Genomic DNA, 16,811 nt, shown 5'->3' with positions numbered 1-16,811 from the left:
CGAAGTCATGATCCGCAATTACTTATTACTCCTTCTGTTTCTGATTGGCCTGGCCCCTGCGCTGGAGGCACAGAGCTGGAGGAGCCTGCGCAAAGATGCTGAGCAGGCGTTTGAAGAGGGAGACCTGAAAACTGCTGCTGAAAAATATAGCGAAGCTTACAGCAAGAAGCGCAAAAAAGAAGAGCTCACCTATAAAGCGGGCGAGATCTACTACACCATGCGGGATTACCGCAAGGCCGTGGAAGCCTATCAGCCCGTTAAGGACGCGAATGATGATTTTCCGCTGGTCGGATTGAAGTACGCGCGTTGCCTGAAGCAGGATGGTCAATACGACCGGGCAATTAATGCCTTCGAGGAGTTTCTGGAAGGGTATACTGGCGATGGCAAGGAAATCCTGGAGGAAATCATCCGCGTGGAAATTGCAGGCTGCCGGTTTGGGATGGAAGCGCCTGCTAATGCTAACCGGGAACTGAATATCGCACTGCCCGGCGATGGGGTCAACTCCGAAAAAGAGGACTTTGCACCGTTTCCCATTTCCGACAATGAGCTGTACTTCTCCTCGAATCAGGGAGATCGTGCCCGCATATTCGTTTCTGAGCGTGAAAATAACAAGTGGACAGAAGGGGAGGCGCCCCGCAACTTCCCGGTGATTCAGAAAGGGCACTTCTGCAACAGTGCGATGTCTCCGGATGGGAACCGCATCTACTTTACTGTTTGCAATGACGACAATAAGAACTGGAACGATGTGAAAACCCGATGCGAGATTTTCGTAAGCAAGCGGGTCGGGAGCCAATGGTCACAACCGGAGCGTCTGCCGGATTATATCAATACGCAGGGTGTGACGGCCACGCACCCCTATGTAGCCCATCAGCGGGGTAGTGAGGTGCTGTACTTTGCGTCCAACCGCGAAGGTGGCCTTGGAGGGATGGACCTTTGGTATGCATCGCGTGACCTGGGTATCGATAATAATGACTTTACCTTCCCTGTCAACCTGGGGCCGGTAGTAAATACACTGGGGGACGAGGTTACGCCTTTCTATGACCGTGAAAACCAAGCCTTGTACTTTGCCTCTAACGGGCATGTATCTATGGGGGGCTTTGATATTTTCCAATCCATTGGGGATGAGGTAAGCTGGTCGCAGCCCGATAATATGGGGATACCTGTCAATTCTAGTGCAGATGACTACTTTTATATTCTTAACCCGTCCCGGAACGGAGGCTTTTTTACCTCCAACCGGGTGGATGCAGGCAGCAAGATCACCACTTCGCACGAGGACATCTTTGAATTTTCAGAGGGTGGGCGCCGTGTAGTACTGAAAGGCAATGTATACGACCGGTCGACCGGAGATCCTATTGGTGCCATCACCGTGCGCCTTTTTGAGGTAGGCCCGAGCGGAGAGTCCGAGTTACGCAGCCAAAGTTTTAATGATGGCCGCTATTCTTTTGATATTCTGCCAAACCGTCAGTTTCGGGTGGAAGTCAGTGCGTATGGCTATAAACCAGGTTCTTACCGAGTGAATGCCAATGACGAAAATTCCTATTCCTACGGGCAGCCTATTTTTCTGGAAAAAGAGGGGCAGGCATCAGATATCCCCGAGCCCCCAGTGGTGAACGACGGCAATGATCCGTATCCGGGCAATACCAACCCCGGGCGCACGCAACCTCTTGAACCAGACGAACCGGTAACAACCTATCCGCCTGCAGGGCCAGCTACCCCTAACGGCATGGACCCGGTTGCACCTTATCGTACGAGAAGCCAGAACCCCAATGACAACTACGAGTACGAAACTACAGCGCCACGGCACAGCGGCACCTACTATAAGGTGCAGATTGCTGCAGTCGGTAATTTTGATCCTGCCAGGTTCAGCAATATCGCAGATGTTGGCACAATTCAAACTGAGTTTATCATTGAGCGCAACCTTAACCGGGTGATGCTTGCTGATTTCTTCTCCCTGCCTGACGCCCGTGCAGCCCTGAGTAAAGTAAAAGCAAGAGGCTATGACGGAGCCTACCTGATAGAGTACGTTAACGGAGAGCGTTACGGTCGCGTGCGGTAGGCAAGACCGATGGTTTTTTAGCACGTGTTTATGATAAGGAAGGGGCATCCGGTTGTGTTTCAATCAACCGGGTGCCCTTTTCAGATTTTATGGAGTATAGTGAAGCAGGCCTCCGAAGCGCTCGTTAAAGCCATGAATGCCCTGCAAACCTCCGGTGTGTACGGCGACTAGGGTACTGCCTTTGGGAAAAAAGCGGTGCTTTGCCAGGTCAACCAACCCAAAGAGGAGTTTGCCAGTATAGATGGGGTCTAGCGCAATCCCTTGTTCTTGGTAAAAATGATTAAGAAACTGCAGTAGCTCCGGCCGGTATTTGGCATAGCCCCCGAAGTGAAAGTCTGTGATTAATGCCCAGTCGCCCGCAGCAGGGTAGCCAGCTAACAGCGAGGCGAGATCACGCTTTAAAAAATCACCCTTCAGGGCAGAAAAGGCCAGGACTTTGCTTCCGGGCTTCGCTTCCAGCGTCATTCCGGCAGCAGTTCCACCGGTACCTGCGCTAACGCACCAGTAGTCTGCCTTAAGAGTGGGTTGTTGATACTGGCACTCTGTGACAATTTCCCGGGCGCCTTCTAGGGCTTTTTCGTTAGTCCCTCCTTCGGGCAGATGGTAGAAGGGCCCATAAGCTTGCTCCAGCCGATGAAGGAAGGCGGGGTTTTCCTTGCTTCGAAAAGTGGCCCTGTCCACAAAATGCAGATGCATGCCACATTCCCGGGCAAACCTAAGGGTTGGGTTGAGGCCGGGCGGTGCTTCCCCGCGAATGATGCCAATGGTCTTAAACTTGAAGGCCGCACCTGCACCAGCAACGGCCGCAATATGGTTGGAGAAGGCGCCCCCGAAGGTAAGCAGCTGAGTATGCCCGCCAGACCTGGCAGCAGCAAGATTGTACTTCAGCTTACGCCATTTGTTGCCACAAAGCGCAAGGCCAGGGCCCATACGGAGCAAATCATCCCTTTTTATCCATACAGATAAGCCTGCCGATTCAAATTCGGGTAAGGCAAGGCGCTCGAGGGGGGATGGCGCATGCTGAAAAAGGGTGGAAATTACCGGCATGCCCCAAAATAAAAAATCTGCCGGATGGGACATATACTCGGAACGGAGAGTTTTGGGCGTAAGGCACAAACCCGACGCACGAGTATATGCCGACACGAAGTCATGGTTGGTCCCAAACTACTTCGTCGTCGGTATAAGCCCATCCGGCAGAAAGTATCTAAAGGCTATTGATTTTATTGTCCGTTGGTGCGGCGTATGGAAACCGGCATCTCCCGGTCGTAGTCGCCTTCAATCATTGGTGATTGCTTAGAGCCGGTGTAGTTTTGTACGTTCTGGCTGACAAAACGGAAAAGCTCGGAAATGTCTACATAGCGGTCGCCATTTTGATCAGCTTCTCCCTTCAAGCCGCGGATTAGATAATGGCTGAATACGCCCTGGCGCAAACCCTTGGCTTCCAATGAAGTTTCATTCGACTTGGAAGACATGATGAGTGCGGTGCCGGGGGCTGCTTCTGCGAGCCGGTCGTAGAAGTCCTGAGTAAGCTGACTGGGGGCTCCTCCCTTGGCCGCCAACAGGCCGCCACTGTAACACGCATCGGCAATACAAAGCTTGTACTTAGCCGGGCTGCGCTCCAGGATACCAATTATTTCTTTGTGGAATAATTTATTGCGGAACCCATTAAAGTCTATGGGCAGGAAGGCATCGTCATAACCATGGCCGGAATAGTAGAGCATGATCAGGTCTTCAGGCCCGGCCCGGCTGTAAACTTCTTCCATGGTATACTTTATGCGGTTGAGCGTGGCTGCCTCATCAATAAGAATACTGATGTGGTCATCGTCTAACGCGCCTCCTTCCGGGCTTTTCAAAAATGCATACATTTGGTAAGCATCGTCATCCGTGTAGTTGAGCGGGGGCATATGGGTGTAGGTGGAAATGCCAATCACCACAGCGAATACCTCCAGCTCCGGGTTCTTATTGCCGGAGGCAGGGATGCGGGGCGAAGGTAAGGTTTCAGGAGAGGGCGCTTGTGCCTCGACTTTTTCACGGACCAGCTCTCCGTTATGCCAGATACCAGATCTTTGTTCACCCGTGTTGGTAAACAGCACACCGTGCCCGCTGAGGTAGCCCATTTTGAGTTCTCCCTCATAGCGCTCACCGTTGGCATAGATAATGGTGCCCTTTCCGTGCGGGTAACCATCTTTGAAAGTACCAGTGTATTTGTTGTCGTTTTTGAAGATATAGGTGCCTGTGCCGTTGCGGCAGTCACCTGAAATACATCCTTTTGAAATTGGGGTCTGATGACCAATGAATTCACCATCCATCCACTGCCCATCCAGTGCAGGTTGGTTAGGGCGGTACAATACGCCCTCTCCATGGTAAAATCCGTTTTTGAATTCGCCAACATAGCGATTGCCATTGGCCCGGTACATAACGCCCCGGCCGTTAGGCTTGCCTTTATTAAACCATCCTTCATATTCGGAGCGGTCAAGGTAAACGATACGCCCTTTTCCATTAACACAGTTGCCTGAAACACAACCGGACTGTACCTCATTGCCTGCTTTCATGGTGTTTTGGCACCCTTCAACAGATCGGCCATTCTCCCATTGTCCATAACACTCTTGTCCGTTGGCATAAGTCATAGTGCCATAACCATGTGGATGACCGTTTTTCCAGTCGCCTTCGTAGGTATTTCCATTGGGGTAGTGGCAAATGCCCTGCCCGTCCCGGTTGCCATTCCGGAACCACCCCGTATACATAGCTTTGTTGCTATAAACGTAGACGCCCCGGCCGTTTTCGCAAGTGCCGGAAATGCACCCCACCGAATACCGGTCGATGTGGTAATCACTGCCCTTGGCTTGTATACCTTCACCGGGTTTGGAATGCCCTTGAAAGATACCCTTCTCAAACCAGCCTACCTGCCTTTTGCCCGTACTCAAGAGGCGGGAGCCTTTGCCATGAGGCAGGTTATCTTTCCATTCGCCTTCGTACCGGCCACCACCATTGGGCCAGTAACATATACCAACACCATTATAGGCTCCATTTTGAAATTGGCCAACGTACTTGATGCCATTTTCCAGAATCAACGTTCCTTCTCCATTCTCGCAGTCACCTTCTATACAGGTTTGGGCAAAGAGCGAACCAACGCTCCAAAAGACTGCTAAGGCAATAATAGTAAAAGTGTTTCGTCTCATGATTTGTTACTTGCTTTGGGCTATGATGAATGCTTTAGTTGACATTACATTTGCTGGAAGGAAGTTAATCACAGATGCAACTTACAGGCTGCCCCTCCGTAATTATTGACCCTTTTCCAGGCTTACAGCAACCGAGTGTCATTTCAAATCAGAGCCGTCAGGTATTTATGTGCCACTTTGAGGCGAAAAGGTTCTGTATTTGCATCAACATCTTCGGTTAACCAAGTCAGCCCCAAAATCGCTTAGAGGGATAGGGCCGTATGGCGTTCGAAAAGTAATTACTTCCCCACTCAAAGGAAGCAGGATTTAGGAAAGGTATCAGGAAGGAATAGTTTCTGCCAATTAGGACAGAATTTTCAGGAGGCTTCATCGTATCGGTTTTTGGAACAACTGCTACTATAACGGCAACAGTTATCGAAAAATTTTATATCGAACGTTTTTTTATACGTACGAAGCCGCCTTAGTTTAGGTTGCAATCAGGACCCTGCTTTTTCATCTTTAACATTCAGCCCCGTTTGCAACAACCAGGTTTGGATAGCAATATCTTATATTAAAAAGATTATAAAATGAATGTATGGATCGATTTGTGACATTGAAAATTGATTTTCGCGGAAGGAAGGACAGGATGCCGGAGAGGAAAAAGTGAGGTAAAATAAAACAGGGGATTTGCACTTTGCAAATCCCCTGTTTTTCATTAGGCTTTGAAATCATCTACCTGCATTTGCTATATACGCTTTTGAGCAGGGGAGGTGGGTGTGGGTAAAGGCTTAGATGCTTACTTTTCGTTTAACGAAGTCCGTTGCTGCTGATAGAGCCGCCTTTGAAAGAGCCGGTGCGGCTGCTAACAGGCTCACCAATGGACGAAAGATTTTTCTGTAATACGCAGGCAATCATGACTGCTTTAGAAGAACCTTCACCCTTGTAATCGTTGTAAACACCTGCACCCTGGAAGTGTGCCTTGTTGGAGATGAAGCGGCATTGCTTTACAAGCGGAGCCACCTGCCCGTCATGAGCATGATTCATCATGCCGCCTCCGTAAGTAGCGATGTTGTACTCAAACTGAACATTAGTCAGCTTTGGAGCTGCTTTGCTGTTTGCGCCAAGTGTACCGTTGTAAATTGCACCACCGTCAAGGGCTGCAGTATTTTGGATGAACTGAGATTTTTCAATGATTGGGCTGCACTCTCCACCATTGATAGCGAGATTGTACATGCCAGCACCTTCGCGGGCTTTGTTGTCAACAAATTTGCAGTTGCGGATGATAGGAGAAGAGTGAGCGCCGTTCGCCAGGTTATACCAACCAGCGCCGCAGGACTCCTTAACTTGGCTTGAACCATCCTGCTCCACATTTGCGGTCCCACCTGTGATGATGAAGCCATCCACCACGGTGTTTGAGCTAACATTTTCAGTAAAGACAACAGTATAGGCGTTGTCTTCGAGGGAAGAAGTGCCAATCTCACCACTGAGAATCGTGCGGTTTGCACCGATATTACGCTGGGCAAGAGAAGATTCTGTACCTGCAAAGCCTCCGTATAGCTTTACACCATCTTTGATTTTGAAATACAGGTTACGGTTGTTACCTGAAGTTGTGAAGTACTCGCCTCGGGCTACCCAGATGGCATCACCTGCCTGGGCAACGTTCAGTGCTTGCTGAAGGGAACCGAATGCGTCCGTCCAGGACATACCATTTCCTTGGCTATTTTGCTTGACGAAGAAAATATTCCCCGCATGTAGCTGGCCCATAGCCATGACCATGATGAGTAAAAATGTTACTTGTTTCACGCCTAATGAAGTTTTGAAGTTGGTAAATAACCGAGGCATGGGAAATACCTTCAGTTACGTAAGGCTGGAGTTGCTTTCAAAAGCTGGGAAACTAATTGAAAAAACCCCATCCTAAAAGGCGTCAAACGAAGAACAAAATTTAGGATATTGGGAATAAAGGGCGTCACCCCTTTATTTTCTCAGATTCAGAGCTTGGGATGCCCCGTATCTGAATTTGATCACAAGATATAACTTTTTTTCTAATAAAAACAAGTTCAATTTAGAAAAAAATATATCTAAAGCCTATCCCTGAGATGCTTTAAGTGCAAAAATCACACTGACATTTCCTTTGGAAAGACTTGATGGTTAACGGGCACAAAACCCGAAATGTTACATAGCGATTGAAAAAATGAGATAAGGTATCGTCCTAGTTACCCGATAAAGTTAGTAAAACCATAGCATTCGTACCAAAAAACAAGCGATAAACTGAAATATTTTTAATTATATTTTGGTTTTATGTAACGAAACAGTGCTCTGCCTCGTATTTCTATTTTGTATTGGCAGGCTAATGTTCCTGCCAAAATAATTCCCCCCTTGTGATATACAGGTTAAGTGATCTTGGTGCGATCAGTAAAGCAAGTATGCAAATTGGCCTAAGGCTTCAGCAGGGTTTGGGCTGGCTTACAGCTTAGCCCTTTAAATGAGGAGCAGTTGCCCTTCCACCTGCTATGCAACAGGATTTGCCAGGAGGCTGCACTTTGGAAAAAGGCTATTGATCTGCTTCCTCCGTTGGGCTGCATAAGTGTGGGCCATACTGGGTATCGATACATTTGCAGGGCTGCGATGCGCAAAGTCTGTCAAAAAGGTGCCATAGGGAGCCCATTGTTTAATGATTAACAAAGCACTAGCGGAATCTTTTCTGTATATTGGGCACGGACCCGGAATAATAGCAACTTTTCTATACGGATGATTGGGTGGTTTGGAGCTTCCTGCCTTCCTGTTGCCGGTAAATATTTATGAGTGTTTGGTGTGCTGATTTGCGCACACATGGAACAACTCATAACGGAACGCTCAGCCCCCCAAGCGTGATTCAAAAGTATTAAACTAAGTTAAAACGGTCCATTTTGAGAAAGTTACTATACGTTGCGTTTTTGGCCCTTTGGGCTATTCCCGGGGTCAACGCTCAGGATATCCACTATTCTCAGTTCGGATATGCGCCTGCCACGACGAACCCGGGGCTCACCGGCATATTCAGGGGGAAGTTTCGGGCGATTAGCAACTCGAGGCAGCAGTGGCGGACAGTCCCCGTTAATTACCTGACGTTTTCTGCCAGCGCGGATGTGAAGCTGCCCAACCGTAACCAGATGAAAAATGGATTCTGGGCCGTTGGGGCTTCCTTCAATTACGATCGTGCGGGATTGGCCCGGCTGCAAAATACCAACCTTAATTTCAACCTTTCCTACACACACCGGCTGGCCGAAAAGGTATTCATCACTGCCGGCGCCCAGTCAGGAATTGCCCGCAGAGATTTCGATATTAACCCGTTGCTGTTTAATAGCCAATACGACCCCACCACCAGTAGTGGCAATCCTGATCTGCCCCCCAACGAAATTTTTCAAAACTTCGAAAACGACTTCGCTGATTTCAGTGCGGGCATCAACCTGCGTATTCAGGATTTCAGCAACTGTGAGATCGTAAACACGCTCAAAAACCGGTCCTCAATAGACATAGGTGTGGGCGTTTTTCACCTCAATCGCCCGGACCAGGCATTTAATGAAGTGAGAGGGCCAAGGGCAGAACTGCCTATGCGCATTAGCCCGTACATTCTGGCTAATAAGCAGGTTGACCCTATCGTTGATGTATTTGCTAACCTGAATTTTCAGTTCCAGGGCGTCTATAAGGAATGGCTGACCAATTTTGGCGGCCGGGTATTTTTCGATAAGACCCCTGGTAGTGTCACCGCCCTTGAGCTAAGCTGTGGCTATCGCTTCAATAATGAGCTGGGGGATGTGGTATACCCAACAATTGGAATGCAGTATGGCGATATCTTTGCCGGGTTTTCGTATGACATTAATATTTCTGCATTTGACGTGGCTACCCGCAACCGGGGTGGCTGGGAGCTGACGGTACGATATACCTTGAGCCAGATATGCCTGGACAACTATTTCTGTCCGTTGTTATAATGAGAAAACGGCGCTTTGCGCCTGCACAGGTACTATGAGCAAACCAGGCCGCGCTTGTCTTCGGCAAGCCGGCGGTGCCGGAATAATAAGAACGACCAACACACGACCGGCGCCCTGTCATCCCCCCAACTACGATGGTTAAGGCGTTTCATCATTGTACCTGCAAATAAATTATTAGTGGTACGACCTGCTTGCGGCCGCAGCCGTGCCAGACCAGCATAAAGCATCGAATTGGCCTGCATTTTTGAGAGGCCGGTTGCTATGTATGGATAGCAGGCCAGCTTTGATTACCTAAAAGATGAAGACAATTACTGACTTATGAATATCAAAATGTTGTCCCTGCTGTTGGCGCTTCTGCTCCCGCCCCTTTGGGGAGTGTCCCAGTCATTGGAAAAGGTGCTTGAAGCCGGGGACGAGGCGTACCAGAGCCGTGACTACTTTACGGCTTTCAAGTGCTATGAAGTTGTATTGGAATACGATGATGATAAGTACAGCCGCCCACAGCGGCTTCTTGCTTTTCAGTACGGGCTTTCGGCTCAGCGCTTCAACTATTTCTCTAAAGCAGATTCGGTTTTCGCTAACCTGATGGTGGCCTCTGAGGATAACAACCGTATAGATTCCATATATGCCCGCACTGTTTATTATCGTGCGCAGTTGCTCCTGTCCAAAGGGGAGAGCGAAGCGGATTACAGCCTTGCCAAGTCGCTCTTCGAAAAAGTGGAAACGGAGCTCAGCTCAAAAGTAAGCGCGGATCCGGTTTTACAGGAACGGTACCGCGAAGCTGCGGCCGCTGGTATTCAAAAAGTCGAATACAGTATTCAGCGCAATGGATGGCTGGAAAAAGATACGTTGCACCGACTGACAAGCAATAAAATCAACTCCGGCTACTCCGATCTTGCTCCTGTTATGGAAGGCGATACCTTGTATTTCTCCTCCCTGCGCTTTGATAATAACCCCTTAAGGCGAAAGCGGCAGTCGACTACTTATGGTATGAATTTACGGGCCGTTTTTGCTCCGTTGGATACAGGCGGGATGGATACCCTGCTGACTGTTCTGCCAACCGCTGAACCCTTCAACAAAGAAGATCAATTCACTCTTCATCGGGCCATCAGTCCTTCCGGTGGCTGGATGGTCTTCTCTGTTTGCGAATCCGTTGAAGACTCTATCCGTTGTAAGCTTTACAAGCGTCAGTCACAAGGTCCCGGCATTTGGGGCGAGCCACAGCTGATGGAAATTAATCAGGGCGGTCGCTATACCACTACACAGCCTGCTTTTGGCTATGATTGCGCAACAGAAGCTGTAGTGCTTTACTTCGTGTCTGACCGTCCCGGTACGCTGGGCGGGCTAGATATCTGGCAGGCCAGCTTCGATGAAGCTTCAGGGACCGCAAACGCCATCACCAACCTTGGCGAACCGGTAAACTCCCAATGGAATGAATCCACACCTTTTTATCATCAGTTATCGAGTACATTATACTTTTGTTCAGATGCGCCTCCGGGCTATGGGATGTATGATTTATTTAAGACGCTAAAAACTGAAGAGGGGTGGTCTCAGCCAGATAACCTTGGTGCACCTTATAATTCAGGCTTCAACGACATGTATTTCTTTACTTCCGAGGAAGGGAGTACTGTATATTTGTCTTCTGACCGGCCGAGGTCAAGGCGCTTTGATGAAGCCATTGATGCCTGCTGTCAGGATATATTTACCGGCCAGCGAAAGCTGGATCGGGAACTGTACGTAGAAGTCATACAGTGCGATCAAAAACCCAGAGGATATACAGACACAGAGTTGAAAGTCATTGATGTTTCGGATTGCCGACAGTTGGACACGCTCCTCAATACAGCCACAATGGACGATATTGCAGAGACATTGCCCGTGAGGCAATACCGGCAGTACCGGGTTATTGCTTCCAATCCATCAATCGGAGCCATGGTGGATACGGTCATTGACCTGAGGCTTGCCCATTTTGATACCGCCCAAACCGCCAGTGTCATCATAGATCTTCTTCCTGATTATGTGGAGTTGGCGGTTTCCACTGGTTTTTTTCTGGAGGGCGAACTGATTGAAATTGGCGAGGTCACCGTTGAAGACCAGAGCGGCAATTTGCTCAGTGCAGTCGAAGGGCAGTCAGGCCTTTACCGGTTGGCTTTTGATCGGGCTTACAATATTGGTGTTTCAGTGGATTCTACAGAGCGTACCATTCAGGGTGTACTCCCTGGTGTCGTCACTTTATATCCGGATACGCTTGAGGGCGTTTACTTTCCTAAAGCGCAGTGCCAGAAAGTCTGTTACCAGGAAATAGACATTCCCCTGCCTGCCGATCAGCGCCGGGAAGTCCGGGTGTATTTCCATAACGATAAGCCAAACCGCGCCGGGCGTGTCCCAGGTGGCTTCCGGGGGTATACCAGCGTTACGGATCAATCCTTTGATGATGCTATTGAGGAATACCTTGCTTTGGATGACACCTACTTTGAGAACAATCCTGACAGGGATACTGTACAAAGCCGGATCCGCCTTTTCTTCGAAAGGGATATCGAAGAAGGCCGGGATGCACTAATTGAGCTGTCCAAAACCTTGATTGAAGCGGCTGGTGAACTTGAAGCCGACCAGCATATTCAGGTTGAAATTCAAGGCCTATGTAGTGCCCGGGGTAACAAGATTTACAACGACAGCCTCGCGCTGCGGCGGATACAGTGTATTCAGGAATATATGGAAAAACAGGAATGGAATGGCGTAAGGCTCGGCGATTTGATGGGCCCCAATGGCTCTAATGCAAAGGTGCGCATCATTCCCCTACCTTTGGGTGAATCCAAAGCAAGCGGAAACGTACCAGGCGGAGATGAAGATGGCAAGTACAATATTGCTGCTGCAACAGACCGCCGGGTAGAACTCAATGTGGTATTGCCTGAGCAAAATGCTCCAAAACTTTCCCTCTTTGACCTCGACGAAGACTGTACCCAAACCAATAACGAAACGCGAAAAAATCCCGAACAATGATACATATCGGATCAGTATACCTTAACCGAAGCTGGCTTTTGGTGTTGCTCCTTGCCATAGGGAGCAGTACATCCGGAGGAAGTAAGTCTTTATACCCCTGGAACGATGCCAGTGCCCTTTGCGAATGGCAGGCAACATCAGGCTCGTATGCCCTGCAATTGCCTTTTTATGGTGTGGAGGAAGACACCATTTCTCCCGCCCTTCCTGACTTTGTTTGCGATGCCGTTTGCCCGGATTTTCAGGTCACCTGGATTTCCATTGATGCAGACTGTGGGCAAAGCAATGGCTCGGCTACCGTAACGCCAGTAGGCTTACCTGCGGGAACGGAGTTTGTTTACAACTGGGAAGGCGGCATCAGCACTGGCCCAACTGCCGAAAACCTTGCACCTGGCGTTTACAAAGTGACCATTGGGATTAGTGAGTTGCTCGAAGATCAGTCGCTACGGGATTGCCTGATCGAGACAGAAGTAGTCATTGACACTAAAGAAGGCCCAACTGTAGAGGTCAGAAGCATAACGGCAGGTAATTGCGCAACGCTTTCCGGTGGCGTCAAGCTAGACATAAGCGGAGGCACACCGCCCTACCAAATTTCATGGGGCGATGGTGGCAGCAACACACTGAGTGCAGACGGTACAATTAATATTTCAGGGCTCGCCCCTGGGGATTACACCTTTATAGTTACAGATGCAGCAGGATGTCTGACCTCTTTGCCAGTCACCATTCCGCAGGCGCAGGAGCCCATCTCCCTAACAGGCACGCCACCTTCCCTTTGCAGTAGCGATGATGGAACCATCACGGTGACCATGGAAGAAGGTTTCCCTCCATATACCATTACCTTGAATGAGGGCCTGGAAATTACTACCAATAATAACCCCTACACTTTTGAGGGGCTGCCTGTTGGCCTGTATACCGTAAAAGTGGAGTATGGGTTTGTCTGCGAGGCAGAAGCTTCGATCGAGCTGAATACGCCTGGCTTTGAGTGTAACGAAGGCTGGTCGGTCTTTGACCCGGTTTGCCCGGGGGATCCGGCGTATCTGTACTTTGATGGCAGCGGCACAGCAGATGAGACTTATCAGGTCCGGCAGGTCAATGCGGGATTCTTGCTGGCTTCATTACCGGGCAACGGGGCTGTATTCATCGAAGTACAATATGGAGACTACGAAATAAGACGCATCAGCTCGGCGGATAACTGCTTTTGTGAATTTATGTTGTCTGTGGAACCGGTAACCCTGGAAGCGCAACTGACCGTTATTGACGGTACCTGTGAGCCCGGGAACATTATCCCCGGCAGCATTGCCCTGAACGCAGCCACAGGCGGAACACCTCCTTACACCTTGGAGGTCACCGATCTAAATGGCAACCCAGTTGACGCATCGAACCTGGACGAGGGCAGCTACATTGCCACCGTACGGGATGCCAACAATTGCCCACTTTCGGATACTGTTGCAGTGGAAGGCGGCGCTTTGTCCGGAGGTATAGAGGAGCAGGAAGTAGTCGTTTGTGAAGGGGATACTTTCCAGCCTTCTTTTGAGAATGCAACTAACCCTAACCTGATATTTAGCTGGTCTCCCACTACGGGGCTGAGCGACTCCACGATTGGCAATCCTGTGATTACACCTACAGAAGACATTACCTACGTCTTAAATATTACCGATCCCAACTGTGGATCGTTTTCAGATACCTTGGTTATCGATTTCGTCCCGGGGTTGAATCTGTCTGTAGACGGAAATGCTTTTCAGTTTGGACAGGATGAAATCACCATTACCGTGTCTTCCGATAGCGATGAGGCGGTTTACACCTGGTTCCAAAACGATGGCACGGTCGTTGATGACGATGGGAATGACACCTTTATATTGGCTGCTGATGACCTCGCATCCCCTTATACGGTGGTAGGCGAAGTCAACGGTTGCCCGGATACCCTCACCTTCCCGGTATTGCCCCCACCTGAAGCGGACTACACCATCAGCGTGCCGGATATTGAAATTTGTGAGGGTGAAGACGGGACACTAATAGCTACTATTATCCCGGACACTATTCTAATTGACAGTATTATATGGAATGATGCGCAGGGCCAAACAGCGGGTCAGGGCTCTGAGCTTGTGCTTAGTGGCTTATCCGCCGGCAACTACACTTACACGGCCACGGCCTTTAGCCCGGTAGGCATCACGCAAACGAACGCTCTGGTAACGGTACTGCCGCTTCCGGATATTGATGCACAGCCAGATGGCGTGCTTTCCTTATGCATTACGGATCAGGGCAATCTGGTGGAACTGACCGCCACGGCAACAGGATATCCTGATGCCATGATTGTATGGACAGCCTTCGATGGCACTGTCTTAGGCAATGGTGGAATGGTCATGGTGCAGGCCGAGGCAGGAACGAGCCAATACATAGCTACGTTGGCTTCTGTCTGTGGTGAGGTAAGCGATACAGTAACTATCGAGGTAGATACCGAACCTGCACTTCCGGCATTACCAGACACGCTCAAGCTTTGTGTAGGCGATGAAACTGTTATTGAACTGAGCGATTATGCATTCCCTTACACCTGGTCCGATTGTGACGGTCAGGCCATTCCGGTATCAGGAGATAGTATTATTGTTTCAGGCGATGTTGTTGGAGAGACTTGTTTCCGGTTTAGCGCTTCTAATGAGTGCGGTACGGTAGAAGCCGAGGTGACAGTATACGTTGTCCCCGAACAAGTTGTAGATGCACAGCCTAATGATACCATTCAATTATGCATACCCGCACCGGATACCTGCCTGGCCGCAACTGTAATTGGTTTGCCAAACGACTGTATAGAATGGACGGATCTTAGTGGAAACCTTTTAGGGACCGGTAGCGAATTGTGTGTGACGCCTCCGCAGGGAACGAGCCAGTATATCGCAAATGTACCCGGCCTGGATTGTATCACTGCTGACACCGTTACTATAGTCGTGGAAACAATGCCACCGCCGCCACCTGATTTGCCTGATACACTGACGATTTGTACCAATCAAGATACTGTATTGGACCTGAGTAGCTACAGTCACCCATACACCTGGTCCAACTGTGATGGCCAGGTTATAGCTACCAATAATAACGAAATCCAAATCTCTGGTACCCAACCAGGAGAAGATTGCTACACCTTCTCCGCTTCTAATATTTGCGGTGAGGTAGAAGAGCAGGTAATCGTTTTTGTAATTGCAGCCCCTGAAATCAGTGCCCAGCCAGACACGACTATCGAGTTATGTGCTCCTGTAACAGACAGCTTAGTTTTGACGGCTACGGCGCCGGGTTTTGCTCAGAATGCCATCGCATGGTTTAGCGAGGATGGGGATGCATTGGGTACAGGAGGTACGCTTAGCGTCTTGCCTGCTGTAGGGACCAGCTACTACATCGCCAGCATTACTGCAGCTTGTGGTACCGCCACAGATACTGTGACTATTGTAGTGGATGATTTCGTGCCGCCGCTGCCTCCTGGGCTTCCGGATACGTTGAAAATTTGCGAGGGCAATGATATTATTATAGATCTCAGTACTTACGGTTATCCTTATGTATGGTCGGACTGCGAAGGGCAGGAAATCCAGGTGAATAATAATACTATTGAAATCAGCGGCAATGAAGAAGGAGAACAGTGTTTCAGGTTCAGTGCATCCAACGCTTGCGGCGCGATTGAAGAGCAAATCACCGTTTACGTGGTCCCGGAACAACAGGTTGATGCACAGCCCAACGATACCCTGCGCTTTTGTGCGCCGGCTCCAGATACCTGCCTGACCGCTACGGTCACCAACTTGCCTGATGATTGTATAGAATGGACAGACCTGGATGGGAACCTCCTGGGGACCGGAGGCGAGCTTTGTGTAACACCGGGCGTTGGACTGAGCCAGTACATTGCCAGTGTCTCAGGCCTGCCTTGCGTAGCACCAGATACCATAACGGTTATCGTGGATAGCCTGCCAATGGCTCCTCCTGCACTGCCGGATACGCTTACCTTGTGCATAGGGCAGGATACTATATTTGATGTGAGCAGCTACGGCTTCCCTTACACCTGGTCTGTCTGCGATGGTCCGGTGATACAGGAAAATAGCAACGAAATTGAAATCAACGCCACTAACGTAGGCGAAGCATGCTATACCTTCACCGCTTCTAATGCCTGTGATACAGTAGAAGTAGACGTGATTGTATACGTCATTCCGGAACCAGCAATAGACGCACAACCAGACACCACCATTGCTTTGTGCGGACCGGTCAACACGTCTATAAATATCTTTGCCACAGCGGATGGATTCGCAGATAGCGATATTACCTGGACAAGCGAAGAGGGGACCGTTCTGGGTACAGGCGCTACCTTGTCTGTAATGCCGATGGAGGGCATAAATCGATATATCGCGAGTACGCCACAGTTGTCATGTGGTAGCGCGAGTGATACGGTAACGATTGTGGTCAGCAACCTGCCCCCACCCCCGCCGGTCGCATTGCCAGACACACTGAAGCTGTGCGTGGGCGATTCAGCGGTGATCGACCTGAGCGGCTACGGCTTCCCGTACACCTGGTCAGCATGCGGCGGCGCGGAGATCCCGGTAGCCAATGACGAGATTATCATTTTGGGCGATCAGGCCGGCGAGTTCTGCTACGAGTTCGGGGCAGTGAACGCCT

The 16,811-nt window shown here is 49.7% G+C and carries 7 protein-coding genes; 4 read left to right on the top strand and 3 right to left on the bottom strand.

Going from position 1 to position 16,811, the window contains the following annotated elements:
- Nucleotides 1-7: 7 nt before the first annotated feature.
- On the top strand, nt 8-2,056 hold the full coding sequence (locus tag MRY86_RS22715) for a carboxypeptidase regulatory-like domain-containing protein (RefSeq protein ID WP_293571966.1): 2,049 nt from the start codon (nt 8-10) through the stop codon (nt 2,054-2,056).
- Nucleotides 2,057-2,143: 87 nt separating this feature from the next.
- Here the strand turns inward: MRY86_RS22715 and MRY86_RS22710 are convergent, their stop codons facing one another.
- The 3 genes from MRY86_RS22710 to MRY86_RS22700 all read right to left on the bottom strand — a co-directional run bounded on the left by MRY86_RS22710 (nt 2,144) and on the right by MRY86_RS22700 (nt 7,017).
- Nucleotides 2,144-3,103 (bottom strand): pyridoxal-phosphate dependent enzyme, encoded by a 960-nt coding sequence (locus MRY86_RS22710; RefSeq protein ID WP_293566403.1) that lies wholly within the window; start codon nt 3,101-3,103, stop codon nt 2,144-2,146.
- Nucleotides 3,104-3,276: 173 nt separating this feature from the next.
- Entirely contained in the window at nt 3,277-5,235 is a 1,959-nt protein-coding gene (locus MRY86_RS22705) for a caspase family protein (RefSeq protein ID WP_293571965.1), read from the bottom strand.
- A 786-nt stretch (nt 5,236-6,021) separates the two neighbouring features.
- A complete protein-coding gene (locus MRY86_RS22700; RefSeq protein WP_293571964.1) occupies nt 6,022-7,017 on the bottom strand; it encodes a DUF1565 domain-containing protein in 996 nt (331 codons plus the stop codon).
- Between the two features lie 1,103 nt (nt 7,018-8,120).
- Here MRY86_RS22700 and MRY86_RS22695 point away from each other — a divergent pair.
- The 3 genes from MRY86_RS22695 to MRY86_RS22685 form a co-directional block, all read left to right on the top strand.
- Nucleotides 8,121-9,179: a PorP/SprF family type IX secretion system membrane protein gene (locus MRY86_RS22695; protein ID WP_293563263.1), complete on the top strand. Its 1,059-nt coding sequence runs from the start codon at nt 8,121-8,123 to the stop codon at nt 9,177-9,179.
- Between the two features lie 318 nt (nt 9,180-9,497).
- On the top strand, nt 9,498-12,176 hold the full coding sequence (locus tag MRY86_RS22690; RefSeq protein ID WP_293563262.1) for a hypothetical protein: 2,679 nt from the start codon (nt 9,498-9,500) through the stop codon (nt 12,174-12,176).
- On the top strand, nt 12,173-16,811 hold a 4,639-nt coding region (locus MRY86_RS22685), incomplete at its 3' end, for a hypothetical protein (RefSeq protein WP_293571963.1). The genes MRY86_RS22690 and MRY86_RS22685, both read left to right, overlap by 4 nt.

The organism is Phaeodactylibacter sp. (assembly GCF_022763345.1).
Lineage (GTDB): Bacteria > Bacteroidota > Bacteroidia > Chitinophagales > Saprospiraceae > Phaeodactylibacter.
The sequence above is the reverse complement of the archived record's forward strand: the minus strand, read 5'-3'. Positions and strand labels throughout refer to the sequence as shown.